27 protein-coding genes are annotated in these 24,079 nt (G+C 64.1%); 14 read left to right on the forward strand and 13 right to left on the reverse strand.

Annotated elements, in window-relative coordinates:
- Positions 1-154: 154 nt before the first annotated feature.
- A complete protein-coding gene (locus XH96_RS29590) occupies positions 155-1,138 on the reverse strand; it encodes an MBL fold metallo-hydrolase (RefSeq protein WP_210337789.1) in 984 nt (327 codons plus the stop codon).
- Between the two features lie 117 nt (positions 1,139-1,255).
- On the opposite strand from XH96_RS29590, the gene XH96_RS29595 reads away from it, so the two are divergent.
- Together XH96_RS29595 and XH96_RS29600 are read left to right on the forward strand one after the other, a co-directional pair.
- The gene (locus XH96_RS29595; protein WP_194389096.1) at positions 1,256-1,879 is read left to right on the forward strand and encodes a TetR/AcrR family transcriptional regulator; all 624 of its coding nucleotides are present in this window, start codon (positions 1,256-1,258) and stop codon (positions 1,877-1,879) included.
- A 945-nt stretch (positions 1,880-2,824) separates the two neighbouring features.
- Positions 2,825-3,679 (forward strand): DUF1499 domain-containing protein, encoded by an 855-nt coding sequence (locus tag XH96_RS29600; protein WP_194389097.1) that lies wholly within the window; start codon positions 2,825-2,827, stop codon positions 3,677-3,679.
- 118 nt (positions 3,680-3,797) lie between these two features.
- On the opposite strand, the gene XH96_RS29605 is transcribed toward XH96_RS29600, so the two are convergent.
- The 4 genes from XH96_RS29605 to XH96_RS29620 form a co-directional block, all read right to left on the reverse strand.
- Entirely contained in the window at positions 3,798-4,718 is a 921-nt protein-coding gene (locus tag XH96_RS29605; RefSeq protein ID WP_194389098.1) for an MBL fold metallo-hydrolase, read from the reverse strand.
- A gap of 135 nt (positions 4,719-4,853) precedes the next feature.
- Positions 4,854-6,068, reverse strand: a complete 1,215-nt coding sequence (locus tag XH96_RS29610) for an acyl-CoA dehydrogenase (RefSeq protein WP_194389099.1) — start codon at positions 6,066-6,068, stop codon at positions 4,854-4,856.
- Positions 6,069-6,199: 131 nt separating this feature from the next.
- Complete coding sequence (ribB, locus tag XH96_RS29615) at positions 6,200-7,276, reverse strand: 3,4-dihydroxy-2-butanone-4-phosphate synthase (protein ID WP_194389100.1); 1,077 nt, start codon at positions 7,274-7,276, stop codon at positions 6,200-6,202.
- 189 nt (positions 7,277-7,465) lie between these two features.
- Positions 7,466-9,196, reverse strand: coding sequence for a cation:proton antiporter (locus XH96_RS29620; RefSeq protein WP_194389101.1), 1,731 nt, complete (start codon positions 9,194-9,196; stop codon positions 7,466-7,468).
- A 67-nt stretch (positions 9,197-9,263) separates the two neighbouring features.
- Between XH96_RS29620 and XH96_RS29625 the strand changes: the two genes are divergently transcribed.
- Both XH96_RS29625 and XH96_RS29630 read left to right on the forward strand, forming a co-directional pair.
- Positions 9,264-9,791 carry a DUF3124 domain-containing protein gene (locus XH96_RS29625; RefSeq protein WP_194389102.1) on the forward strand — a complete coding sequence of 176 codons (528 nt, stop codon included), beginning with the start codon at positions 9,264-9,266 and terminating at the stop codon, positions 9,789-9,791.
- Between the two features lie 52 nt (positions 9,792-9,843).
- A complete protein-coding gene (locus XH96_RS29630) occupies positions 9,844-11,076 on the forward strand; it encodes a PLP-dependent aminotransferase family protein (RefSeq protein WP_194389103.1) in 1,233 nt (410 codons plus the stop codon).
- Positions 11,077-11,078: 2 nt separating this feature from the next.
- Here XH96_RS29630 and XH96_RS29635 read toward each other — a convergent pair whose 3' ends face one another.
- Positions 11,079-11,351, reverse strand: a complete 273-nt coding sequence (locus XH96_RS29635; protein ID WP_061878412.1) for a helix-turn-helix domain-containing protein — start codon at positions 11,349-11,351, stop codon at positions 11,079-11,081.
- A gap of 158 nt (positions 11,352-11,509) precedes the next feature.
- On the opposite strand from XH96_RS29635, the gene XH96_RS29640 reads away from it, so the two are divergent.
- Together XH96_RS29640 and XH96_RS29645 are read left to right on the forward strand one after the other, a co-directional pair.
- Positions 11,510-11,962: a hypothetical protein gene (locus XH96_RS29640; protein WP_194389104.1), complete on the forward strand. Its 453-nt coding sequence runs from the start codon at positions 11,510-11,512 to the stop codon at positions 11,960-11,962.
- Positions 11,963-12,134: 172 nt separating this feature from the next.
- The gene (locus XH96_RS29645) at positions 12,135-12,365 is read left to right on the forward strand and encodes a hypothetical protein (RefSeq protein ID WP_061878705.1); all 231 of its coding nucleotides are present in this window, start codon (positions 12,135-12,137) and stop codon (positions 12,363-12,365) included.
- A gap of 60 nt (positions 12,366-12,425) precedes the next feature.
- Here the strand turns inward: XH96_RS29645 and XH96_RS29650 are convergent, their stop codons facing one another.
- The 5 genes from XH96_RS29650 to XH96_RS29670 all read right to left on the reverse strand — a co-directional run bounded on the left by XH96_RS29650 (position 12,426) and on the right by XH96_RS29670 (position 17,400).
- A complete protein-coding gene (locus tag XH96_RS29650) occupies positions 12,426-13,244 on the reverse strand; it encodes an aldo/keto reductase (protein ID WP_194389105.1) in 819 nt (272 codons plus the stop codon).
- A 141-nt stretch (positions 13,245-13,385) separates the two neighbouring features.
- Entirely contained in the window at positions 13,386-14,951 is a 1,566-nt protein-coding gene (locus XH96_RS29655) for an alkaline phosphatase (protein WP_194389106.1), read from the reverse strand.
- Positions 14,952-15,069: 118 nt separating this feature from the next.
- The gene (locus XH96_RS29660) at positions 15,070-15,489 is read right to left on the reverse strand and encodes a hypothetical protein (protein ID WP_194389107.1); all 420 of its coding nucleotides are present in this window, start codon (positions 15,487-15,489) and stop codon (positions 15,070-15,072) included.
- A 109-nt stretch (positions 15,490-15,598) separates the two neighbouring features.
- Positions 15,599-16,600 (reverse strand): nitronate monooxygenase family protein, encoded by a 1,002-nt coding sequence (locus XH96_RS29665; RefSeq protein WP_194389108.1) that lies wholly within the window; start codon positions 16,598-16,600, stop codon positions 15,599-15,601.
- A gap of 62 nt (positions 16,601-16,662) precedes the next feature.
- Positions 16,663-17,400, reverse strand: coding sequence for an SDR family oxidoreductase (locus tag XH96_RS29670; RefSeq protein WP_194389109.1), 738 nt, complete (start codon positions 17,398-17,400; stop codon positions 16,663-16,665).
- A gap of 172 nt (positions 17,401-17,572) precedes the next feature.
- On the opposite strand from XH96_RS29670, the gene XH96_RS29675 reads away from it, so the two are divergent.
- Positions 17,573-18,037 (forward strand): helix-turn-helix domain-containing protein, encoded by a 465-nt coding sequence (locus XH96_RS29675; RefSeq protein ID WP_194389110.1) that lies wholly within the window; start codon positions 17,573-17,575, stop codon positions 18,035-18,037.
- Positions 18,038-18,110: 73 nt separating this feature from the next.
- Here XH96_RS29675 and XH96_RS29680 read toward each other — a convergent pair whose 3' ends face one another.
- Positions 18,111-18,269, reverse strand: coding sequence for a hypothetical protein (locus tag XH96_RS29680; RefSeq protein ID WP_194389111.1), 159 nt, complete (start codon positions 18,267-18,269; stop codon positions 18,111-18,113).
- A gap of 21 nt (positions 18,270-18,290) precedes the next feature.
- The gene (locus XH96_RS29685; RefSeq protein ID WP_061878418.1) at positions 18,291-18,665 is read right to left on the reverse strand and encodes a PRC-barrel domain-containing protein; all 375 of its coding nucleotides are present in this window, start codon (positions 18,663-18,665) and stop codon (positions 18,291-18,293) included.
- Between the two features lie 145 nt (positions 18,666-18,810).
- Here XH96_RS29685 and XH96_RS29690 point away from each other — a divergent pair, with 145 nt between their 5' ends.
- The 7 genes from XH96_RS29690 to XH96_RS29720 all read left to right on the forward strand — a co-directional run bounded on the left by XH96_RS29690 (position 18,811) and on the right by XH96_RS29720 (position 24,079).
- Positions 18,811-20,598 (forward strand): thiamine pyrophosphate-requiring protein, encoded by a 1,788-nt coding sequence (locus XH96_RS29690; protein WP_194389112.1) that lies wholly within the window; start codon positions 18,811-18,813, stop codon positions 20,596-20,598.
- A gap of 9 nt (positions 20,599-20,607) precedes the next feature.
- Positions 20,608-20,838, forward strand: coding sequence for a hypothetical protein (locus XH96_RS29695; RefSeq protein WP_194389113.1), 231 nt, complete (start codon positions 20,608-20,610; stop codon positions 20,836-20,838).
- 83 nt (positions 20,839-20,921) lie between these two features.
- Positions 20,922-21,473 (forward strand): DUF4142 domain-containing protein, encoded by a 552-nt coding sequence (locus XH96_RS29700; RefSeq protein ID WP_194389114.1) that lies wholly within the window; start codon positions 20,922-20,924, stop codon positions 21,471-21,473.
- Between the two features lie 203 nt (positions 21,474-21,676).
- Positions 21,677-22,567 (forward strand): SDR family oxidoreductase, encoded by an 891-nt coding sequence (locus XH96_RS29705; protein WP_194389115.1) that lies wholly within the window; start codon positions 21,677-21,679, stop codon positions 22,565-22,567.
- Positions 22,568-22,665: 98 nt separating this feature from the next.
- Complete coding sequence (locus tag XH96_RS29710; protein WP_194389116.1) at positions 22,666-23,253, forward strand: phosphatase PAP2 family protein; 588 nt, start codon at positions 22,666-22,668, stop codon at positions 23,251-23,253.
- Complete coding sequence (locus tag XH96_RS29715) at positions 23,250-23,597, forward strand: DUF3147 family protein (protein WP_194389117.1); 348 nt, start codon at positions 23,250-23,252, stop codon at positions 23,595-23,597. The genes XH96_RS29710 and XH96_RS29715 overlap by 4 nt, the downstream gene beginning before the upstream one ends.
- Positions 23,597-24,079, forward strand: coding sequence for a hypothetical protein (locus tag XH96_RS29720; protein ID WP_194389118.1), 483 nt, complete (start codon positions 23,597-23,599; stop codon positions 24,077-24,079). The genes XH96_RS29715 and XH96_RS29720 overlap by 1 nt, the downstream gene beginning before the upstream one ends.

A 24,079-nucleotide genomic window follows, 5' to 3' on the forward strand; every position in this document is an offset into this window, starting at 1 on the left:
GCCATTTGTAAAGCGAGAAGCCGGGTGCCGGCAAAGCGACTCAATACTCTGTCGTTTGCAGCGAAGCTGACCGATCTCGGAAGCGGCCGTTCGTTGGCCGAGCACCGGCTCTCTGGTTTCCTGAAATTCGTCGAGACTGGCTATTGCGGCTGCATCAGCGGGTTGATGCTGGGTAGATAGCGATCGAGCTGAACGCGCGACCGTCATGCGCGGGAACCGCGGTGATCTGAGGATAGAGCGTGGTTGCGGCGCGCATGCGCGCAATGTCCGTCCGTATTTCGGAGCGGTTTTCACCAATCAGCAACCGCATCATCCACGGCTTCTCCGCTGGCCGCGTCAGCCCTTCCATCTGCCAAACGAGATCACCGATAAAGGCATAGCGCTTCCCCGAGTGTAGGTTGACGAAGACGATGACCGAGTCCGGTGTATGGCCCGGCGCCGGCACGATCACGACCGAGCCGTCGCCATACATGTCATGACTGACTGGGAAACCGAGGTAGGATGCGCCATCGAAGTGATATGGCCGATAGGAAACATCACGGAAGCTGTTGAGCACCTCGGTGCCCTCACCATGCGAGTCGATGAAGCGCTGGCCGGCATCGCTTACCAACACCGGTATGCCGTGGAGATCGTCCACCCCGCTGATGTGGTCCCAGTGAGCATGGGTTGGTATGATGGCCGTAATCGTGTCGGCGTGCGTCTCAGCCAACTGATCGATAACAGGCCTGCCAAGGTGATGAGGCGACTGTTGGAGCGAGGGGAGCAGTTTCAACTGCCGCTCGACATTTCGCCCGAACCCAGTGTCGATCAGCAGGTCACCCTTGGGATGCCGAACAAGGACGCCGGTCGCGGCAAATGCACGCTTCTCGCTCCACGAACCACCCCGAAACGCTAACGCCGCAGGGGCTTCATATGTACCTGTCGGCAGCGCGCTGATCGACATGGCAGCGGGAGGTGCGGCGGGCGGCAGCGCTCCGACATCGATTTGCGGCACATCGAGCCGGATCGGAGCGAACGTCCAGGCGAATGAAAGCAGCGCCACCAAGAGCAATATCGCGAACCCGATCAGCGCGCTCTTGACCGGGCGGCGACGCATCCGCAGCAAGAACGAGCTTCCGCCTTCGAAAGCGAGCGCCATTGATCTGCCTTTCGTGTAACGATAGCGTGCATTATCGCCATAACGATAGTGATGATTATCGTTAGGAGTCAATAGGGCATGAGGGATTGGTCCCCCGATCATCCGAGAGCGAAAGTGATGGCGCGCAAGCGCGCTGCAATCGTGGCGGCGGCGGAGCAGGCCTTCGTGCGGGACGGCTATGCCGGTAGCGGAATGGAGAGCATCGCCCGTGAGGCCGGCGTTTCAATCATGACGCTCTACCGTCATGCCCGAACCAAAGACGATCTCTTTGCCGCGGTGATTGAAAGCGCCTGCCATCCGGTTGACATGGAAGAGTCGGCCAAGATCGAAGATGCTATGAAGAAGCCGCTCGCGGACATCCTTCTCTTCATCGGCGTGATGTTCCAGGAGCGCATCCGCGGCCCGAAGACGACCAATCTCCTTCGTGTCGTCATGACCGAGATGCGACGATTCCCGCACCTTGGCGAGTTAGCGTACAACGGGCTGATCAACGCGCACGTCGAAAGGCTGGACTCTTTTCTGTCAGCTCGAGCCGAGACATCCGGCATGCTGGCGGAGCAACGGCGCAGGATTGGGCGTGACTTCTTCGATCGATTGGTCAGTCTCGATGACTATCGCGTGCTGCTTGGGCTGCCGCCGGCATTGGCGCAGGACATTCGCAGGCGGGCAGAATTAGCTGCTCGCGAAGTTGTTGCAGAGTTGGAGAGAGATCTGCCTGCTCCGCATCTGCGCGAACCTTGAAACGCCACCACCTCTCCATCCGATCGATCTGAATGCCGGTCCAAGCCGATACACGTGAACATCCCGGAGCTCATCATGCCCCGCCTTGCCGGAGACCGTTCAATGCCTCCCGCTCCCACGCAGCGCTGAGGCCTGCAATAGCGTCGGGAGTGGTCACTGAACCGCCCTTCTGCTGGATCATATGTTGCGTGCAGCCGCCAGTCCGAGCCGCCCTTGCCCGACGAACGGATCACGCTGCCGTCCACCACCCGCAGCCGTCGCTCGGCATACCGGCCGCGAATGTCATCGTGAAGCAAGGATGCGGCGATAAAGCTCAACCACTCGTTTGCACCTTTGAGGCGCTTCAACAGCCCGACATCCGACAAATGCGCAATATCGCATCCGGCCGCCCACGCCGCTGCGGACCGTAGGCTCATCCCGCCTGGCCCATAGGTCAGCGCCAGCCGTAGCAGGGTTGCGCCATCCCGCACTACCCGTCTACGCTTCAACGCGCCGTGCTCGCGGGCGCTTTGATCGAGATCCAGATGGTCCGGCAAACGCGACAGCAATTCGCGCCACGCAACGTCGAAATTGGGATGGGTTTGGTAGTCCATCCCGCTCATGAATCACAGAGCGATTCCCGCCGTCCACTACAAAGTTAGCGCCTATTGGCTGCCACCCTCCCCTGGAGGGCAGGGGAATCGCATGTGAGTTGTGGGGCACCGACTGTTTCTACAGCGTCATGGCCGGGCTTGTCCCGGCCATCCACGCGTTTCCACGCAGCACAAGAACGTAAATGCCCGGACAAGCCCGGGCATGACGACTCTGCAAAATGTGCACATGCGATGGCCCTGCCTGGAGGGGGAGGGTGAGTCCCTTGAATTTGCTCTCGGGCCGTGGTCTCAACGGCGTATCGTCGCGCCAGATCGGCCGGCGGCGTCCTCAACATCCGGCAGAGCTCACCCGATGGCCCGCAGGTTTTCCGCTCCCTACCAGTCGGAGCCCGTGTCCAGCCTCGCGAACTGGGCGCGCAATCTGGCCGTGTTCGCGGTGGTGGCGGTGGTGGTGTCGGTCATCGTCGTCCGCTTCGATTTCCTGGAGCCGAAACCGGCGCTTGCGACTTTCTTCGGCGGGCTCGCGATCGCCGGCCTCTCGATCTTGTTCGGGCTCGCGGGCTTTGCCGCGATCTGGCAGAACGGCTCGCGGGGCATGGCGCGCATCCTGCTCGCCTTCCTGATCGACGGCGCGATCCTCGCCTATCCCGCCTATCTGGCCTTTCAATATCGCAAGCTGCCGTCGATCTACGACATCACCACCGACCCGATCGATCCGCCGCGCTTCGACGCGATGGCGCGGCTGCGCACCGGCGAGGGCACCAACACCGCGGTCTATGCCGGCCTCTACTCGGCGGAGCAGCAACGCCGCTTCTATCCCGAAATCGTGCCCGTCGAGCTCGAGATTTCCGTCGACCGCGCCTATGCAATCGCGCTCCAGCTCGTGCACAAGCGCAAATGGATCGTCATCGACGAGCGCGCGCCGCAGCCGCCGCGCCGCATCGGCCGCATCGAGGCGGTGGCGCGCACGCCGATCATGGGTTTTCGCGAGGATGTTTCGATAAGGGTCGTGCCGGATGGCGACGATTCCCGGGTCGACATGCGCTCCGCTTCGCGCAATTTCGACAGCGATCTCGGCAGCAACGCCGCGCGCATCAAGAAGTTCATCGACGATCTCAACACCGCCGCCGATGCCGACGCGCTCAAGCCGGTGAAGAAGACGCCGGTCGCGCCGCCCAAGGCGCCGGCGAAGACGGTGAAGAAGTGACTCCCGCCGTCATTCCGGCGCGATGCGCAGCATCGAACCCGGAATCCATCCATCCACCAACACTGCCGCCCGATGGATTCCGGGTTCGCGCTGGCGCACGCCCCGGAATGACGAGAGTTTAGACCGCCATCCGATAGGTCCCGCCGATCACGGGATCGCCATCGGTCGCGACCACGCCGCGCGCCACCAGGTCTTCCAGGTGCGCCAGCACGGAGTAGCCGGCGGCCGTCGTCAGCCTCGGATCGATACCGATATAGATCGCGCGGACCATCGTCGGGATGTCGGTCTCGCCCTTGGCGAGGCGGTGCAGGATCGAGGCCTCACGCGCCTTGCGGTGACGGATCAGGAAGCGCACGAAGCGCTGGCCCTCGGGGATCTCGGGGCCGTGGCCTGAGAAATAGAGATCCTCCTCGCGTGCCGCGAGCCGGTCCAGCGAATCCATGTAGTCGATCATCGAGCCGTCGGGTGGCGCCACGATGGAGGTCGACCAGCCCATCACGTGATCGCCGACGAAGTTGAACTTTCGCTCGGGCCAGGCGAATGCCAGATGATTGGCCGTGTGGCCGGGCGTCGCCACTGCCTCGAGCCGCCAGCCGTCGCCTTCGACGACGTCGCCGTGTGCGAGGTTGACGTCTGGCGCAAAATCGCGGTCGACGCCGGATTCCGGATTGTGCTTCTCGCTCTCGAAACGCGGGCGCGAGGCGCGATGCGGGCCTTCGGCATAGACCGGCGCACCTGTCGCCTGCTTGATGCGCGCGGTGTTCGGCGAATGGTCGCGATGGGTGTGGGTGACGAAGATATGGCTCACCGTCTCGCCGCGCACGGCATCGAGCAGCGCAGCCGCATGCGCCTCATCGTCCGGACCGGGATCGATAATGGCAACATTGCCCGTGCCGACGATGTAGCTGACGGTGCCGGTGAAGGTGAACGGGCTCGGATTGTTGCAGAGCACGCGCCGCACGCCGGGGCGGACCTCCTCGACGATGCCGGGCTTCAGCAGAAAGTTGCGGTTGAACGGCACGTCGTCATTGTCGGACATGGCTTCTTCTTTGTTCTTGGCGTCATTCCGGGATGGCCCGTCAGGGCCAAACCCGGAATCTCGATTGAACAGGAATAATGCGGCCCGAGATTCCGGGTTCGCGCTTCGCGCGCCCCGGAATGACGGAGAACCAAATCAGAAGAACGCCTGAATACCCGTGATGGCGCGGCCCAGGATCAGGGCGTGGACGTCGTGGGTGCCCTCGTAGGTGTTGACCGTCTCGAGGTTATGGACGTGGCGCATCACGTGATACTCGATCGAGATGCCGTTGCCGCCGTGCATGTCGCGGGCGATGCGGGCGATATCGAGGGCCTTGCCGCAATTGTTGCGCTTGACGATCGAGATCATCTCGGGCGCGAACTTGCCCTCGTCCATCAGGCGACCGACGCGCAAGGAGGCTTGCAGGCCCAGCGCGATCTCGGTCTCCATGTCGGCGAGCTTCTTCTGCACGAGCTGGGTCGCGGCGAGCGGCTTGCCGAACTGCTTGCGGTCGAGCGTGTACTGGCGGGCGCGATGCATGCAGTCCTCGGCGGCCCCCAACGCACCCCAGGAGATGCCGTAGCGGGCGCGGTTGAGGCAGCCGAACGGGCCCTTCAGGCCGGAGACGTTGGGCAGCAGGGCGTCTTCCGGAACGACGACGCCGTCCATCACGACTTCGCCGGTGATCGAGGCGCGCAGGGACAGCTTGCCGCCGATCTTCGGCGCCGACAGGCCCTTCATGCCCTTCTCCAGCACAAAGCCGCGGATCTGGTTGTCGTGCGCAGCCGACTTGGCCCAGACCACGAACACGTCGGCGATCGGCGCGTTCGAGATCCACATCTTGCTGCCGGTGAGGCGATAGCCGTCCGACACCTTCTCCGCGCGGGTCTTCATGCCGGCGGGATCGGAGCCGGCGTCAGGCTCGGTCAGGCCGAAGCAGCCGACCCACTCGCCGCTGGCGAGCTTCGGCAGGTACTTCTTGCGCTGGTTCTCGTCGCCATAGGCGTAGATCGGGTACATCACCAGCGAGGACTGCACCGAGTTCATCGAGCGATAGCCGGAATCGACCCGCTCGATCTCGCGTGCGACGAGGCCGTAGGCGACGTAGCTCGCATTCGCGCAACCATATTCCTCGGGCAGCGTGATGCCGATCAGGCCGAGCTCGCCCATCTCATTGAAGATCTCGCGATCGGTCTTCTCTTCGAGATAGGCCTTGGAGACCCGCGGCAGCAGCTTGTCCTGGGCGTAGGCGCGGGCGGTGTCGCGCACCATGCGCTCGTCTTCGGTCAGCTGCTCATCGAGCAGGAACGGATCGTCCCACTGGAAAGAAGCCGCAGCCGGCTTGTCCTTGGCCTGAGGGCGTACGCTCATGAAACGTCCTTTCGCGTCTGGTTCCGTCAATAATTGCCCGACAAACTAAAGCGCCGCGACAACAAGTTCAATTGCATCCTGGTTTCGGTCATTCCGGCTCGCGCCACGGCGTGAACCTGGAAACGTTGTGGTCAGCTTTCGAGCTGCTCGTTGGCGACGATCTCGATGCCGAAGCCCGACAGACCCTTGTAGTCGTGCACCGAGGAGGTGAGATGCCGGATCGAGGTGACGCCGAGGTCGCGCAGGATCTGCGCGCCGACGCCGACCTCGCGCCACTGGCGGTTGCGGTCGGCCTCCGTCGACGACTCGTCCGGCAACGGCGCCACGGGGACGCCGGCCGCGCCATCCCGCAAGTAGACCAGCACGCCGCGGCCCGACTTCTTGAAATGCTCGAGCACGGCCGCCATGCGCTTGTGACCGGTGAAGGTGTCCTTGACGATGTTCGGCTTGTGGAAGCGCGTCAGCACGTTCTTGCCGTCGCCGACGCCGTTATAGACGAAGGCGACGTGAGCGATGGAATCGAACGGCGAGCGGTAGGCATAGCCCTGCAAGGGACCGATCGGGCTCTCGGTGACGAAGGTCGAGACCCGCTCGATCAGTTTTTCACGCGCCTGGCGGTAGGCGATCATATCCGCGATGGTGACGTGCCTGAGCTTGTGCTGGGCGGCGAAGCGGGCGACCTGCTCGCCCTTCATCACGCTGCCGTCGTCGTTCATGAGCTCGCTGATGACGCCGACCGGCGGCAGGCCCGAGAGCTTGCAGAGGTCCACGGCAGCCTCGGTATGGCCGGAGCGCAGTAGCACGCCGCCATCCTTGGCGATCAGCGGGAAGATGTGGCCGGGCCGGGCGAAGTCGTTGGCGCCGACATTGGGATTGGCGAGCGCGCGGCAGCACGAGGCGCGCTCCTCGGCGGAGATGCCGGTGCCGCCATCGGGCTTGTAGTCGATCGAGACCGTGAACGCGGTGGTGTGCGCGGAATCGTTGTGGGCGACCATCGGATCGAGCCGCAGGCGGCGCGCATCCTCGGTCGTCACGGGCGCGCAGACGATGCCGGAGGTATGGCGGATGATGAAGGCCATCTTGTCGGCGGTGCAGAGCGAGGCTGCGACGATCAGATCGCCCTCGCCCTCGCGGTCCTCGTCGTCGGTGACGACCACGAGCTCACCCCGGGCAAAGGCCTGCAAGACTTCCTGGACGGTATCGGGCATTCCCAATCTCTATCGGTTATGGGCCGGAGGCTCAGCTGGACGCCTTAGCTGGACTTGGCCCGGGACGCTAGTGTCCTGAACGCAACCGCATATGCCCCGGGGCAGGCCCGTCCACGCGGTTTCAGGCTTGCACCGAAGATACCAGGGATATAGGCGCGGAGGGCCCGCAAGGAAGGCGGCCGGACGCCGTCAGGGCAGCACCTCGCGCCGCTCGCCGAGCCGCTGATCGAGTTCGGCACGCTTGTCGGCGAGCAGGCCGGCCTGGGCGGCTTCGATCACGGTAAACAACTCATGGGCGTCGCTAAGCCGGGTCACGGTGACGTAGCTGGCGCCGGCCTCGTAGAGCGCCCCGACGTCGGCCAGAAGGTCGGCCGTGGCAACGATCAGCGCGGTCGGATTGAGCGCGCGCACGTGGCGGACCAGCTTCTCGTTGGTGGCACCCTTCAGCAGCGAATCCGGCACGCTGAGGATGATCATCTCGGACTTGCCGATGCCGGCATGGAGCAGCGTATCGACATTGCTGATGTCGCCGTAGATCACGTGCAGGCCGCGCGAAAGCAGGGTCTGGTACACATTGGGGTTGAAGTCGACCACCGTGATCTGCTCCAGCAGCACCGGCGCCTGCCGCTCGATCTCGGCCAGCAACGCGCTCGCGGCACGGAAAAAGCCGAGGATGACGACGCGGCGGGCTTCGCCATGGCCGCCCTCCTGCCCGTCCTCGGCATAGCCGCTACCATGGTCGAGGTCGCGCAGGCCGATCCGCTTCAGGGGGCCGATCGCCCAGCGGGTGATCTCGTCGCTGCGGGTCATCACGAAGGTCGAGAGTACCGCCAGCACCACGAAGGCGAAGGAGGCAGCATTTGCCGTCTCCGCGGCGATATGGTGGTCGGCGATACCGGTCTGGATCACCACCAGCGAGAACTCGGAGATCTGCGCGAGGTTCAGCGCCGGCAACAGGCTGGCTCGCAGGCCCTGCTTCATCAGGTAGAGCGGGGTAAAGGTGGTGACGAGGCGGCTCACCACCGTGAACGCCGCGATCATCAAGGCAAGTCCGATCACCGAGAGGCCGGGCACGGGAATGGTCATCCCCAGCGCGACGAAGAACAGCGTGATGAAGAAGTCGCGGAGCGTGGTGACCTTGGCGGTCACGTCGAGCGCGTACGGGAAGGTCGAGAGCGACACGCCGGCAATCAGCGCACCCATCTCGCGCGACAGCGAGAGCCGCTCGGCGGTCTCGGCGACGAGGAAGCACCAGGCGAGCGCGCCGAGCAGGATCAGCTCGGGCCGCCGGGCGATCTGGTGGAACAGGCGCGGCAGCACGTAGCGGCTGACCAGAAGCGCGGCGGCAACCAGCACAGCGACGCGGCCGATCGAGAGCAGGATGACGGTGACCTGGAGATTGGCCAGGCTCGGCTGCACCGCCAGGAAGAGAATCGCGAAGATGTCCTGGAGCACCAGGACGCCGAGGGTGATGCGGCCCGGCAGCGTATCGAGCTCGCGTTTCTCATAGAGCACCTTGACGATGATGACGGTACTGGACAGCGCGCAGGCGACGCAGAGATAGACCGCATCGAAATGCCCCCCGCCAAGCGACAGGCCGATGCCGACGAAGAACAGAACTCCGAGCAGACAGCCGCCGAGCAGCTGACTGCCCGCCGCGAACAGGATCACCCGCCCTGCCCGCACGATCTTCTTCAGGTCGATTTCGAGCCCGATCATGAACAGCATGAAAATCAGGCCGAGCTCTGAGATGACGCTGATCGATTCCTGCGAATGGACCCAGCCGGCGCCGAATGGACCTATGCAGAAGCCGGCGATAAGGTAGGCCAGGATCAGCGGTTGCCGGGAGAAATGGGCGAGCAGGCCCAGCATCCAGGCAAACAGGATTGAGAGAGTGATGTCGCGAATGAGCTCGTGCATGCCATATTGGTCCGTTTTGCCGCACCCTAGAGGCGGGTTGCGGTGCGGCAAGCGAGCAATTCGTCACATGCGGAGAGGGCTCGTCGCAGCCATGCTGCTGGGTCCTCTCGCCTTTGCCGATTCGCTCACCGCGCAATCCAAGGTCAATATCGAACAAAACTTTGCCGATTCGCTCACCGCTCTGCCGAAGGAGGACCTCGCCGTTTCCGGTGGGTTCTACGTGCCCGCCTATTCCAGCGTCGCGATGAGCCAGGGCAAGCTGCGCGTCGACTTCTCGGTGACCTTGAGCGTGCACAACGCCTCCGAGACCCAGCCGCTGGTCGTCAAACGCATCGCCTATTTCGACACCGCAGGCAAGCAGGTTGAGAGCTATCTGAAGGCGCCGGTCGCGCTGAAGCCGCTCGCCACCATCTCGATCTTCATTCCGACCGATGACGTGCGCGGCGGGACCGGGGCCAACTTCCTGGTCGACTGGGCCGCCACGGGCGAGATCGCCGAGCCGGTGGTCGAGGCCCTGATGGTTGGCGGCATCGCCAATGCGCATTACGCTTTCATCAGCCAGGGCCGCCCGACCAGGACGGCCGGCAAGAAGTAAGGCAGCGGGTGCAAAGCCGCCGCTTAACAAGAACAAAACGAGGAACGCTCCCATGACGTCCAGCTTCGATTTCGCGCCCCTGTTTCCGGCAGGGCTGCCGGCCCCCTCTGCGCGCTGGACGGGCCTTGCCAAATACAGCTTCGTCGGCGGCAACAATGATTCCGAACAGGTGCCGCTCGACGAGCTGATCGAAGCGACTAACACGGTGCTGCGGCGCGAGGGCCGCTCGCTCGCCACTTACGGTCTGGCACACGGTCCGCAGGGCTACCTTCCGTTGCGCGAATTCCTGGTGACGAAACTCAAACGCGATGCCGGTATCACCTGCACGGAGGACGATCTGCTGATCGTCTCGGGCTCCCTCCAGGCGCTCGATCTCGTCAACGCCACGCTGCTGGCGCGCGGTGACAGCGTGATCTTCGAGCAGGAGAGCTATCAGGGCTCGCTGAACCGCCTGGCGCGGCTCGGTGTCAATGTCGTCGGCATTCCCCTCGACGAGGACGGCATGCGCATGGACGTGCTGGCCTCCGCGCTGGCCGACCTGAAGAGCCGCGGCATCCGCCCGAAATACATCTACACAATTCCAACGGTGCAGAACCCCACCGGCAGCATCATGCCCGAGAGCCGGCGCGCCGAACTGGTGCGGCTCGCGGCCGAATACGGCGTCCCCATCTTCGAGGACGATTGCTATGCCGACCTCGTGTGGTCAGGGCAGCGGCCGCCGGCGATCTACGCGATGAGCCCGAACGGCGGCGTGATCCATATCGGCTCGTTCTCGAAGTCGATCGCGCCGGCGCTGCGTGTCGGCTTCATCGTCGCGCCCTGGGAGGTGATGTCGCGGATGCTGTCGCTGAAGACAGATGCCGGGTCCGGCGCGCTCGAGCAGATGGTGCTCGCCACCTATTGCAAGCCGCATTTTTCGACCCACGTGCCGGCCCTGACGAAGGCGTTGCGCACCAAGCTCGACACGCTGATGGAAGCGCTCAACGAGCAGTTCGGCACGGCCGCCGAGTTCGAGGAGCCCAAGGGCGGCATCTTCCTGTGGGTGAAGCTGCCCGACCAGGTCGATACGCTGAAGCTGTACCAGGCCGCGCTTGCCGCCGGCGTGTCGATCAATCCGGGACCGGAATGGTCGACCAACAAGAGCCATTCCAGCTCGCGGCTGCGGCTGTGCTTTGCAAGCCCCACGCATCAGCAGATCCGCGAGGGCGTCGCCGTGCTGGCCGAGGTCTGCCGCAAGGAGTTCGGGGTGCCGGCCCGCAGCGCCAATGTCGAGAAGCGGGCCTGATATCAGGCCGCCTGGGGCTGGCTGCCGTGGATCGCGGAGGCGAGCCTCAGCAACAGGACGATCGAGACGTTGCCCTTGCCGGCCTCGATCTGGGCGATATAGCGCTCGGAGATTCCGGAGCGGCGGGCCAGCTCGCGGCGCGAGAGATCGCAGCGCATGCGCGAGGACCGCAAGCGATCGCCCAGTTCGGTCAGAAACGCCGCCTCCGAGTAAGGCGGTACGGCACAGCTCCCCGGCAGCACTTCGCCCGCAAAATCCACGACTTGATTCAGCATTGGTCTATCCACGTTCGCCTTCGGGAATGCCATCCTACCCTCGAAATGCGCTGCCTCATTGACGCGGATCAAATTCACGAGTGATCGCCGGCCGCCGTGGAACGGCCGCGGGCGCGATGCTACACCTTGGAAGTCTTCGAGGCGGGGTTTTTCAGGACATGATGCGACGTTTGAACCGCTGGATCGCGGCTGTAGTGCTGTGGGTTGCGTTCACCTCCATGGCCGGTGCCGAGACGCTGGCCGCGACCGTCGAGGAATGGGGCCTGCTCGGCTCGTGGGCGGTCGACTGCGCGGCCCGGCCAGACCGCGACAAGGGGGCGCTGCTGACCTACGAGATCAGGAAGGATGGCCGGGTGATGTACCGGCGCAATTTCGGCGAAGCCAAAGACGAGAACGAGGTGGTGTCGGCCACAGTCAATGCCGAGGGCCTGCTCGACGTGATGGTGTTCTTCCCGGCGCTGCATCAGACTCGCGAATTCGGACTCCTGCTGCAGAAGGACGGCAGCCTGCGCGCGATCTACAATCGCAGCGAGCGCGGCGAGTACACGATCAAGGACGGCAAGTACGTCGCCACCGGCGCACCAACGCCCGCGCAGCAACGCTGCGATTAGCCGTCATTCCCAAGCATGATCCAATCGGAAACCGCCGCACACTTTGCGCTGACGCGGCTCTTTGAGGCCGGATCATGCTCATCTGAACATCCATTCAGAATTCTCTCCCCGTTCCTCCGGAACGTTCGCGTGAATACACGGTTTAGATGTGCATTCATTTGGAGGAGACATCATGAAGAAGCTTGGTTATGTGGTTGCAGCTCTCGGTGCGCTCGTGATCGCGGCCCCGACGCTGGCGAGCGCAGAGACGGTGGTGATCAAGCGCGGTCATCACCATCACGGTCCGCACGGCGCCCGCGCCGAATATCGCATGCACCATCATGACCGCGGCTGGCACCGCCACCATCGCGGAGACCGCGTGGTCGTGATCAAGCGCAGCCACCGCCATCATCACTGGGACTGATGCGCAACGCGAATGAAAATGGCCCCTCACGGGGCCATTTCTATTGCCCAAGCACTCGAGCTAATCCCACGCCGGCGCGAAGCCGGGATTGACGCAACGCCTATCCTTCGACAGCGCGGCGATTTTCTTGCGGTCGGAATCGTCGAGCGTGATCTTCAGCGCGTCGAGATTGGCCTGCTGGCTCTCGCGGCGCGAGGCCTTCGGGATTGCGGCGACGCCGTCCTGGTCGAGCAACCATTTCAACGCGACCTGCGCGGCAGTCGCGTCGTGCCTGGCGCCGATCTCGGCCAGCACCGGATCCGAGGCGATACGCCCCTGCGCCAGCGGACAATAAGCGACGAGCGGAATCGACTTGGCCTGGAGATAGCCGAGCACCTTCGATTGATCGAGCATGGCGTGATATTCGACCTGGTTGCAGGCGATCGGCGCCTTGATGTCCTCGACCGCGACCTTGAGCAGCGCCGTGGTGAAGTTGGCAACGCCGATGGCTCGCGTGCGCCCCTCCTCCTTGAGCTTCATCAAGGTCTCGAACACCGCACCCCAGTCCGCAGCCTTCGACGGCCAGTGCACGAGATAGAGATCGACATGGTCGAGCCTGAGCTTCTTCAGGCTGGCATCGAAGGCGCGCCGGATCGCGTCAGGGGCGAGGTTCTCGTGCCAGACTTTCGTGGTGACGTGCAGCTCGCCGCGCGGCACGCGGGACGATGCGATGGCCGAGCCGATCGGCTCCTCATTGGCATACATCTCGGCAGTATCGAGGTGGCGATAGCCGATCGACAGCGCGCTCTCGACTGCGGCGCGGCAGGCATCGCCCTGCATGCGGAAGGTACCGAGGCCAAGCTTGGGCAAGCTGATGCCCTGTGTTTTCAGATGGTCCATGAAACAGGCTCCTGAGATATTGCAGCCGCCGATGCGCGCAGCAATGCCGCGCGGGCAGACTCTTCGGCATGGAAAAGATACGGCGAGAGTAGCGACTATAGCGCCCGAGTCGCCGGCCAGCCAATCATCAAGATCGGGTTCTTAGGAATGCTGCACCACCACGGCCGGCCGCCCCTGCGGCTGCGGCACGATATCGACCGACCAGAGGTGACGATTGTCCACATCCTTCAAGGTCACGGTCATCACACCGCTGCGGCCATCGATGTCGACCCTGCCGAAGAACTGCAGTCCGAAACATGGCGCGAGGTTCTCGCCCTGCGCCGCGCTGCAGCCGTGCTGATACATCGCCACCGGGCCAAAGGTGTCGTCGAGCTCGCCAGGCCCCCAGCTGCCGGCATGCAACGGACCGGAGACGAACTCCCAGAACGGCTCGAAATCCTGGAATTGCGCCTTGTTCGGGTCGTAGTAGTGCGCGGCGGTGTAGTGCATATCGGCGGTGAGCCAGACGATGTTGCGGATGCCGGCGCGCTTGATGGAGGAGAGCAGACCGGCGATCTCATGCTCGCGCCGGTCGGGCGGCCCGTTGCCGAGCGCGACGGCGTCCATGCTGATCAGGCCGATCGGCAAGTCGGCCGCGATCACCTTCCAGGTCGCGCGCGAGGCGGCGAGCTCCCGCTTGAGCCAGGCGAGCTGCTCGGTTCCGAGGATCCAGCCGCGATGGTCGTCGCCCTTGTTCCAGGTCTCGTCGCGAAAGCTGCGCATGTCGATCATGAAGACGTCGAGCAGCGGGCCGTAGCCGATCTTGCGATAGACGCGGCCGTGCCGCGCGCCGATGTCGCGGATCGGCATGAAGTCGAAGAAGGCGCGGCGGGCCCGCGCGACAAGGCGCGGGGTGCCGTCATCGGCGTAACCGGCATCATCATGGCTTCCGATCGGTGACCAGTCGTTGGTGACCTCGTGATCGTCCCATTGCGCGAACATCGGCACCTCAGCGTGGAAGGCACGGAAGTGCTCGTCGAGGTGGTTGTATTTGTAGTTGCCGCGGAACTGCGCCAGGGTATGCGCGACTTCGGACTTTTCCTCGGTCACGACATTGCGCCAGGTCTCGCCGTTCGGAAGTTTCAACTCGGAAGGAATCGGGCAGTCTGCGTAGATGTGGTCGCCGGAGTGGATGAAGAAATCCGGACGGTTGTCCAGCATGGTCCGATAGCTGCGATAGCCGCCGCGCGAGACGTCGATGCCCCAGCCCTGCCCCGCGGTATCGCCGGACCACAGGAACGATATCGACTGGTGAGCTGACGGCGCGGTGCGGAAATGGCCAATGCGGCCTTCGCCGGCGAGACCGGTGGCAAAGCCGTCGAAACGCACGCGGTAGAAGATATCCTGGCCCGGTGGCAGATCGGTCAGCAGCAGTTTTGAGGTGAGATCGGCGTCGGGCAATGCATCGCCGGAAGCCGACGCAATGATCGTTTTGAAGCTCTCGACGGTCGAGCACTCCACCTGCATCCGCGCGGGCCGGTCGGCGCGCGCCCAGATCACGGCCGAGCCGTCCGAGACGTCGCCGGACTGGATTCCGCCCGCGATCTGGGGGCGGTCGGCGGCACGACTGATGGAGGGCTTCGCAAGCGAGGCGATCGCGAGGCTGGAGGCGGAGCGGACCAGGAACTGCCGCCGGGTCCATGCGCGCGGAGCGCGGAGCGTTGCCATTCAGGAAACCTTCGTCGAATCACGACGGAAGGTGCCTGCGCTCCTTGACTCCCAGCTTACGGTTTCTTGACTCCGCGCCTACGGTTTTGCGACGCGGCGATGACGGCTTTGGCCTCGACTAACGCTTCCAGTTGCAGATACCGCCGGAGCGGCATGGCCAGGTCTGGATGCGGGTATCCATTGCCTGCGCGTCGAGCGGATTGCCGTGGCGGCGCGCAAGCTTGGCGCGGGCCGCGCCGCGCGCCTGCGCGCTCCTGGCATGCGCGGCCTTCGGCTCGGCCACACGAACGCGCTCGGCCGCGACCTTCTTCGGCACGTCGACAGGCTCAGCCCGAGCCTGCGCCTCGTTGCCGCCACGCGCTTCGAGTGCGAGCGGCGCGAAGCGCGTCTCCGGCCCGAGACGCTTCGGCGACAGAACGGCCTTGGAGAGATCGAGGCCGAGATATTCGTCAGGCTTGTACTCGTCAGCGCGCGCAATGCCGCCCCCTGCGATCACAAGGGCAAGGACAATTGCGAAGGGAACGTTTTTCAGGACCACGGACGCCTCCTGAAATCGATTTATTAAAGGGCTAATTTACCCCTATTTAGGGGGCGCCGCGCGCAATTCCAGCGGTCAAATGCCGCCGTGGTTAAGAAGTTTGACGGTGTCAGGCGACCTTTCGCGTCGCTCCCGTCCCGTCCAGGAACCCGATCAGGCGGCTGCGGATGATGGTCTCCGCCTCTGCCATGATGCGATCAATGAGCTCCTTGCAGGACGGGATGTCGTGGATCAGGCCTGCGACCATGCCGCAGCTCCAGGCGCCGGCGTCCATCTGGCCATCCAGCATGATCCTGGGATAGACGCCCGCGACCTGGTCGTGGATGTCGTCGATCGTGAGCTTGTCGCCCTTCTCGCGCTCGATCTCGAGCAGGCGGTCGACATTGGCGTTCTTCAGCACGCGCTCGGTGTTGCGCAAGCGCCGCATGATCAGGCGGGTGTCGAGCTCGGTCGCTGCGACGAGCGCATTCTTCACGTTCTGATGCACCGGAGCTTCCCTGGTGGCGATGAAGCGCGTGCCCATGTTCATGCCCGCCGCGCCCAGCGCGAGCGCCGCGACCAGGCTGCGTCCGTCGGCCATGCCGCCTGAGGCGACGAACGGGATCTTCAGCTCTTCCGCCGCGCGCGGCAGCAGGATCATGTTGGGAATGTCGTCCTCGCCGGGATGTCCGCCACACTCGAAACCATCGACGCTGACGGCATCGCAGCCGATGCGTTCGGCTTTCAGGGAGTGACGCACCGATGTGCATTTGTGGATGACCTTGATGCCGGCCGCCTTCAGGGCCGGCATGTAGGCTTCCGGGCTGCGGCCTGCGGTCTCCACCGCCTTGATGCCACCTTCGACGATGGCCGCAATGTATTCGGGGTAGGGCGGCGCCGAGAAGGTCGGCAGGAAGGTGAGGTTCACGCCGAACGGCTTGTCGGTCATGTCGCGGCAGCGCGCGATCTCCTTCGCGAGCAGTTCCGGCGTCTTCTGCGTGAGACCGGTAATGATGCCGAGCCCGCCGGCATTGGAGACGGCGGCGGCCAGTTCGGCAAAGCCGACGAAATGCATGCCGCCCTGAATGATGGGGTGCTCGATGCCGAACAGTTCGGTGATCGCGGTCTTCACTTAAGGTCCTCCCGGAATTTGCTTGATGTTGAGATCAGTCTAGCCGGACTATTGCGCCGCGGTCACCATTTCTCTCCGAACGGGCGGATCTCCATCTCGAAGGTCCAGGCGCTCTTTGGCTGCTGGTAGAGCTGCCAATAGGCGTTCGCGACGGACGATGGCGGCATCAGGAGGTCGGGATTGTCGAGCGCATTCGGCCCGAGCGCTTCGAGCCTGCGCTGCCGCACCCATTCGGTGTCGACCCCGGAATCGATGATGAGATGGGCGACGTGGATGTTCTTCGGCCCGAGCTCGCGCGCCATCGCCTGCGCCACCGCGCGCAGGCCGAACTTGGCGCTGGCGAAGGCGGCATAGCCGCTGCCGCCGCGCAAGGAGGCGGTGGCGCCAGTGAAGAAGATGTTGCCGCCGCCGCGCGGCAACATCAGCCGCGCCGCCTCGCGCCCCGCAAGGAAGCCGGAATAGCAGGCCATCTCCCACACTTTCCGGAACACGCGCTCGGTGGTGTCGAGGATCGGAAAATTGACGTTGGCGCCGACATTGAAGATGCAAACTTCCAGCGGCGCGTGCTTGTCGGCGTCGTTGAGGAAGGCGATGACTTCATCCTCCTTCCGCGCATCGAGCGAGCGCGCGTGGATGTCGCCGCCGGCGGCTTCGACATCTTGCACCAATGGCGCGAGCTTGTCGCCATTGCGGCGGCCGGCGAAGATCGAGAACCCCTCGGCGGCAAACTTCCTGGCGATTTCGGAGCCGATGAAATCGCCGGCCCCGATGACGGCCGCTGTGGCGTTTCGCTTGGGCAAGGTCGCCTCCTCCGGTGAGCCGCTATAGGCAGGCGGCGGGCAGTGTACCGAAGACTATAGTTCCGAAATAGAACTGTCAAACTCAAGGGAGGATTGGTAGGGTTGTTTCGCTATTGCGTTGACTCTTCATGTCAGTTCCTTTTTCAGACTGACTGCCGCCGGAGACCGTATCATGAAATGGGACACGCTGGACGAAGAGCCCTGTTCGCTATCCCGCGCCGTCGCCGTGATTGGCGACCGCTGGACGCTTCTGATCCTGCGCGAGTGCTTCTTGCGGGTGCGCCGGTTCGAGGCGTTCCAGTCCTCGCTCCAGATCACGCGTCATCTGCTTTCCGAGCGGCTGAAGAAGCTGGTCCGCTTCGGCATCCTGCGCCGCGTCCCGTATTCCGAGTCGCCAAAGCGCTACGAATACATCCTCACTCAGAAGGGGCTCGACCTCTACCCCATCATCATGGCGATGGTGCATTGGGGTGACACGCATATGGGCGACGAGCGCGGCCGGCCGCTGCTGCACGAGCACAAGATTTGCGGCAAGCTGTTCGATCCCGTGATGGTGTGCTCGGAATGCGGTGAGCCGCTGCAAGCCAGGCAGGTGCATGTGCATGCGGGGCCGGGGCGGGACCAGGCAGTGGGGTGAGCAGGCGACTCTGGTGAGATTGCTGGCGCCGCGCCAGAATGGTCTGCGCCAGCGCGCCCCCCGCCTTGCACCTTCAGTGCGTCTTCGTCTCGTGCCACTTCTCGAGATCGGGCTTCACCTCGTCCGATCCCTGCTCCTTCTCGGGGTTGCCCTTCCAGGGCTTGTCCGTCTGTCGGTGCGAACCCCAGTCGTTCTGCTGCCGGGGATCGTCGTTGGGCCGTTCCTTGCTCATCGATCTCACCTTCCTGAAACGTTAAGCGAAGGGAACGCCGTAATAGGAGTTGATACCACGCACGGCGGCGTCATCACTCCAGTTCCAATCGCTTCGTGAGCCATATTTGGGCGCGCCTTCCAGCTCCTTGGTGGTGATGCCGGTGACATAACCGCCGAGCTCGGTGTCGTATTTCAGCGACTGCCAGGGCAACGGATAGTGGTCGTTGCCGAGTCCCAGGAATCCACCAAAGCCGAGCACGGCGTAGGACACTTGGCCACTGATCTTGTCGATCATCACGCGTTCGATCGAACCGATCCGGTTGCGATCGGCGCCATAGACCGATGTTCCCTCGACCTTGTCGCTGCCGATCAAACGGCCCGTCTCGCTGCGATCCAGTTCGTCTTGGTTCAACATCGCAATTCTCCGCTCAGCCACGTGCAAAGCCAACCGGATAGGCACGGGATCGTTCCGGTGCATGTTCCGTGAGCGGTCAGGAACATCGCGCCAAACGAGCGGTTCTCTGAGTTTCATGCACCTGACAAACCAAGGGCCACACGCAATGTCCCAGACCGTTTCCGACTTCATCGTCCAGCGTCTGCATCAATGGGGCGTGCGCCACATCTTCGGCTATCCCGGCGACGGCATCAACGGCGTGTTCGGTGCAATGAACCGGGCCGGCGGCAAGATCGGCTTCGTGCAGGCGCGGCATGAGGAAATGGCAGCGTTCATGGCGACCGCCTACGCAAAGTTCTCGGGCGAGCTCGGCGTCTGCATTGCGACCTCCGGCCCCGGCGCCTCGCATCTCGTCACCGGGCTCTACGATGCGCTGCTCGATCACCAGCCCGTGCTGGCGATTGTCGGCCAGCAGTCGCGCAACGCCCTCGGCGGCCACTATCAGCAGGAACTCGATCTTCTCTCGATGTTCAAGGATGTTGCCGGCGCCTACGTCATGCAGGCATCCTCGCCTGCGCAAGTGCGGCACCTGATCGACCGCGCGGTGCGGATTGCGCTGGCGCGGCGGACCCCGACCGTGGTCATCCTGCCCAACGACCTGCAGGAGGAACCTTACGAGGATCCGCCCCGTGAACACGGCACGCTGCATTCCGGCATTGGCTACAGCCCACCCAGCATCATGCCGCGTGAGGCCGATCTCGACCGCGCCGCGGAGGTGCTCAACGCCGGCAAGAAGGTCGCGATGCTCGTCGGCGCCGGCGCGCTTCACGCCACCGACGAGGTGATCGCGGTTGCCGAGCGGCTGTCGGCCGGCTGCGCCAAGGCACTGCTCGGCAAGGCCGCGCTGCCCGACGACCTGCCGTGGGTCACAGGCTCGATCGGCCTGCTCGGCACCGAGCCCAGCTACAACATGATGATGGAGTGCGACACGCTGCTGATGGTGGGCTCGGCCTTTCCCTACGCCGAATTCCTGCCCAAGGAAGGCAGCGCGCGCGGCGTTCAGATCGATATCGACGCCAGCATGCTGTCGATCCGTTTTCCCGTGGAGGTCGGTCTCGTCGGCGACGCCGCCGAGACGCTGCGCGCATTGCTGCCGCGACTCGCGCCCAAGACTGACGACGCCTGGCGCCGGGGCATTGAAGACGATGTTGCGAGATGGTGGAAGACGCTGGACGACCGCGCACATCAGCCCGCGGCGCCCGTCAACCCTCAGCTTGTCGCCTGGGAACTGTCCCCGCGCCTGCCCGACCGCGCCATCATCACAAGCGATTCCGGCTCGTGTGCCAACTGGTTCGCGCGGGACCTGAAGATGCGGCGCGGCATGACGGCCTCGCTGTCCGGCGGCCTCGCCTCGATGGGCGCCGCAGTTCCTTATGCGCTCGCCGCAAAATACGCCCAGCCGGACCGGCCGGTGATCGCACTGGTCGGCGACGGCGCCATGCAGATGAACAACATGGCCGAACTGATCACGGCTGCGAAATACTGGCGCTCGTGGCGGGATCCGCGCTTCATCGTCTGCGTCTTCAACAACGAAGACCTCAATCAGGTGACGTGGGAGCAGCGCATCATCAACGGTGATCCCAAGTTCGAGGCTTCGCAGCGCATTCCTGACGTCTCCTATTCACGCTTCGCCGAGCTGATCGGCCTCACCGGCATCTTCGTGGACGGCCCACAGCTGCTCGGCTCCGCCTGGGAGCAGGCGCTGGCGAGTGACATGCCGGTTGTGCTGGAAGTGAAAACCGATCCGGAGGTGCCGCCGCTGCCGCCGCACATCACCTTGCAGCAGGCGAAGAATTTCTCGCTCGCGCTGATGAAGGGCGATCCGAACGAAAGCGGGATGATCAAGGGAGCAGCGCGGCAGATGTTCGAATCGATCCTGCCCGGGAAGCAATGAGGTGAAACAATGAGCGACTTCCGCGACATCCAGCACGGCGTCAACGATCCGGTCGGAGGCCTCGACGTCAAGCGGCAGATCAACGACAACCGCACGCCGCATGAGCAGGCGCAGCACCATGCGGACGTGCGCGCCGACGCGACCCCCACGTCGGCGGAGCCATTCCTTCCGGAGCGGCTGCGGCGAAAGGCGACCGATCCGATCAATCCGCGGACCGGTCGCCGTCCTGCGGGCCAGTGATTAGGAACCTCGGCTCCTGCGACGTGTTGGTCGGCGCACATTCGCCGGCAAACGGCCGCGCGACCTATCGGAGGGATTTGACCATGAAACGAACCATCATCGCACTTGCCTGCGTGGCTCTCGCGGGCCCCGCGCTCGCCCAGTCGCTCGGCGAGAAGACCGGCGTCAACTCGGCGCTCGGCGTCGCTCCATCCACTGCCGACTTCGTCAAGCAGGTGGCGATCAGCGACATGTTCGAGATCGAATCGAGCAAGCTCGCCCAGCAAAAGGGCAACGCGCAGGAAAAGAGCTTCGCGCAACAGATGGTGACCGATCACACCAAGACCAGCACCGAGCTCAAGGGGCTTGTCAACGGCAGCAAGGTGCAGGCGACGCTACCGACCGCGCTCGACAGCTCCCATCAGGGCAAGCTCGACAAGCTCAAGAGCGCGACCGGCAAGGACTTCAGCTCGGACTACAATTCCTATCAGGTCAGCGCCCATGAGGACGCCGTCTCCCTGTTCGAACGCTATGCCAAGGGCGGCGACAATGCTGCGCTGAAGGACTGGGCCGGCAAGACCCTGCCGGCACTGAAGCACCACCTCGACATGGCCAAGGAGCTCGGCAAGGCGCCGAGCGTCGGTCAAACCAAGTAACACATTGCAGAAGGACGCCGGCGCGTCTGGCGTCCTTCTTGGCAACGATGGCCGTCTCCGCGCATTGAGGTTCGAACATCGCGGAGAGCATGATGTCGAACCACAGCAAAACCTCACTGTCCCGCCGGCACGTCGTCCACGCCGCGAGCGCGACGCTCGCGGCGGCTTCGCTGGCGTCCTCAGCAGCGCAAGGAAACGCGTCCATGGCAGATACCGACTTGACCAATCCCTTAACCCGCTATCCGAAGCCGCCGTTCAAGAAACAGTCGCAGCCCTGGCCGGGCCTTGCCGGCAGGATGGAGCCGCGGCCAGATCATGGCGAGACCAGCTACAAGGGCTCCGGCCGGCTCGCCGGCCGCAAGGCGCTGATCACTGGCGGGGATTCGGGCATGGGCCGTGCCGCCGCAATCGCCTATGCGCGCGAAGGCGCCGATGTCGCAATCAACTATCTCCCTGCTGAAGAGCCCGACGCGCAGGAGGTGATCGCACTCATCAAAAAGGAAGGGCGCACCGGACTTGCAATCCCCGGCGATCTCAAGGACGAGGCCTTCTGCAAGCAATTGGTCGAGCAGGCGGCGCAGGGCCTCGGCGGACTCGACATCGTCGTCTGCAATGCCGCTCGGCAACAAACGCGCGCTTCTATCCTCGACGTATCCTCAGAGGATTTCGATGCAACGATGAAGGCTAACCTTTACGCGCCGTTCTGGATCATCAAGGCGGCGCTGCCGCATCTCAAGCCCGGCTCCTGCATCATCGGCACGACGTCCGAGCAGGCCTACGATCCTTCGCCGGATCTCTACGACTATGCGCAGACCAAGGCGGCGACGATGAACTATGTGAAATCGCTGGCGAAGCAGCTCGCCTCAAAGGGCGTCCGCGTCAATGGCGTCGCGCCCGGACCGATCTGGACGCCGCTTCAGGTCTCCGGCGGTGCCACGATGGACAAGCTCGAAAAATTCGGCGGCATGACACCGCTCGGCCGTCCCGGCCAGCCTGTCGAGCTCGCATCGATTTACGTGCAGCTTGCCGCCGCCGATGCAAGCTATGCGACGGGACAGGTCTATGGCGCCGCCGGCGGCTCCGGACAACCGTAGTTGCGGCACGGCGGGCCGAGGCCCCGTGACAGTTCAGGAACCTTCTTTGGCTCCGGGCTTTACAAAACCGTCATGGAGGAAAACTCGCCGGCGGACCGATGGCGCTCGTAACAGTGAAACCCACCCGGATCGATACGGCGATCGCCAACGAGATCGCACACAATACCAACTCAGGACTCGAGCATGCCGCCCAGACAATGACCTGGGGCGCCGACGAGCATGTGCTGCTCGCGCTCGCTGCGGCCGGATGGCTCTACACCAGCCTCCGGCATCCGCAGCGGCGTCCCGTTGCCGATCACGTCCTGATGGTATCGCTGGTGACGGCGATAGTGCCGCATGTCTTGAAATCCGTATTCGACCAGACGAGGCCTGACCGGCTCACCGTGAGCGGCCACCGGCGCGGTATTCCCTATTCGGGACGCCCTCACGACGCGTTTCCCTCCGGTCACGCCGTGCATATGGGCGCCCTCGCCTCGGCGGCCGGCCTGTTGCCGCCGGCCTCGCGCCGCTTGGCACGCTCGCTCGCCGTGACATTGTCGCTGACACGCGTGGCGCTGCTGGCGCACTGGATCAGCGACGTGGTGGCAGGCTTCACGCTCGGCATCGTCGTCGAGCGACTGTTCAGGCGGTTCACGCTGGCGAAATCACAGCAGCAGCGGACCGAAGCCTCGCGGGTACGGCCATGACGGAATATCTCGTGCGCTTCGTCGCCGGCGGGCTGATCGTGTCCATCTTCGCAATCCTCGGTGACATGCTGCGGCCAAAGAGCTTTGCCGGGCTTCTCGGCGCAGCTCCGTCGGTCGCGCTGGCCACCCTTGGCATCGCCGTGGTCCAGCACGGCCCGCAATATGCCGCGGCCGCGAGCTGGACGATGATCTATGGCGCCATCGCGCTCGCCTGCTACAGCCTCGCCGTCTGTCATCTCCTGATGAGGATCCGTCTCGGCGCGCTCCCCGCGACGGTCCTTGCCTTTGTCGTATGGCTCGGGGTTGCCTTCGGTCTGCTCGCCGGTTTGGGAGGTGCCGCCTGATGCTGGTGAAGCTATCGTCATCCGCACTGAAACAGACGCGGTGGTACGAATACGCCGTTCGCTTCGCGCTCGGCGGCTGCGCGACGGTGCTCGCGGGAGTCATCGGCGCGCATTTCGGCGTTTCTGTCGGCGGGCTCTTTCTTGCACTCCCGGCCATCTTCTGTGCCACCGCGACCCTGATCGAAAGCCACGAGCGTCACGCCAAGGAGAAGGCCGGGCTGAGCGGGCGGCGTCGCGGGCAGGAGGCCGCAGCGCTCGATGCGGCAGGTGCAGCACTCGGCGGCATCGGCCTCGCGGCGTTCGCTGTCGTCTTCCATGCCACCGTCGGTGCAAGTGTTGCCCTCGGTTTCATCGCCGCATTGACGGTCTGGGCCATCGTTTCCGTGACGGCCTGGTGGCTCAGGCGCAAGCTTCGCATCGTCTCGCACAGTCGCAGTGCCCACTCGCCATCGGCAGAGGGCTCCCGCTTCGTGAAGCCCTGA

Source organism: Bradyrhizobium sp. CCBAU 51765 (assembly GCF_015291725.1).
Taxonomy (GTDB): Bacteria; Pseudomonadota; Alphaproteobacteria; order Rhizobiales; family Xanthobacteraceae; genus Bradyrhizobium; species Bradyrhizobium liaoningense.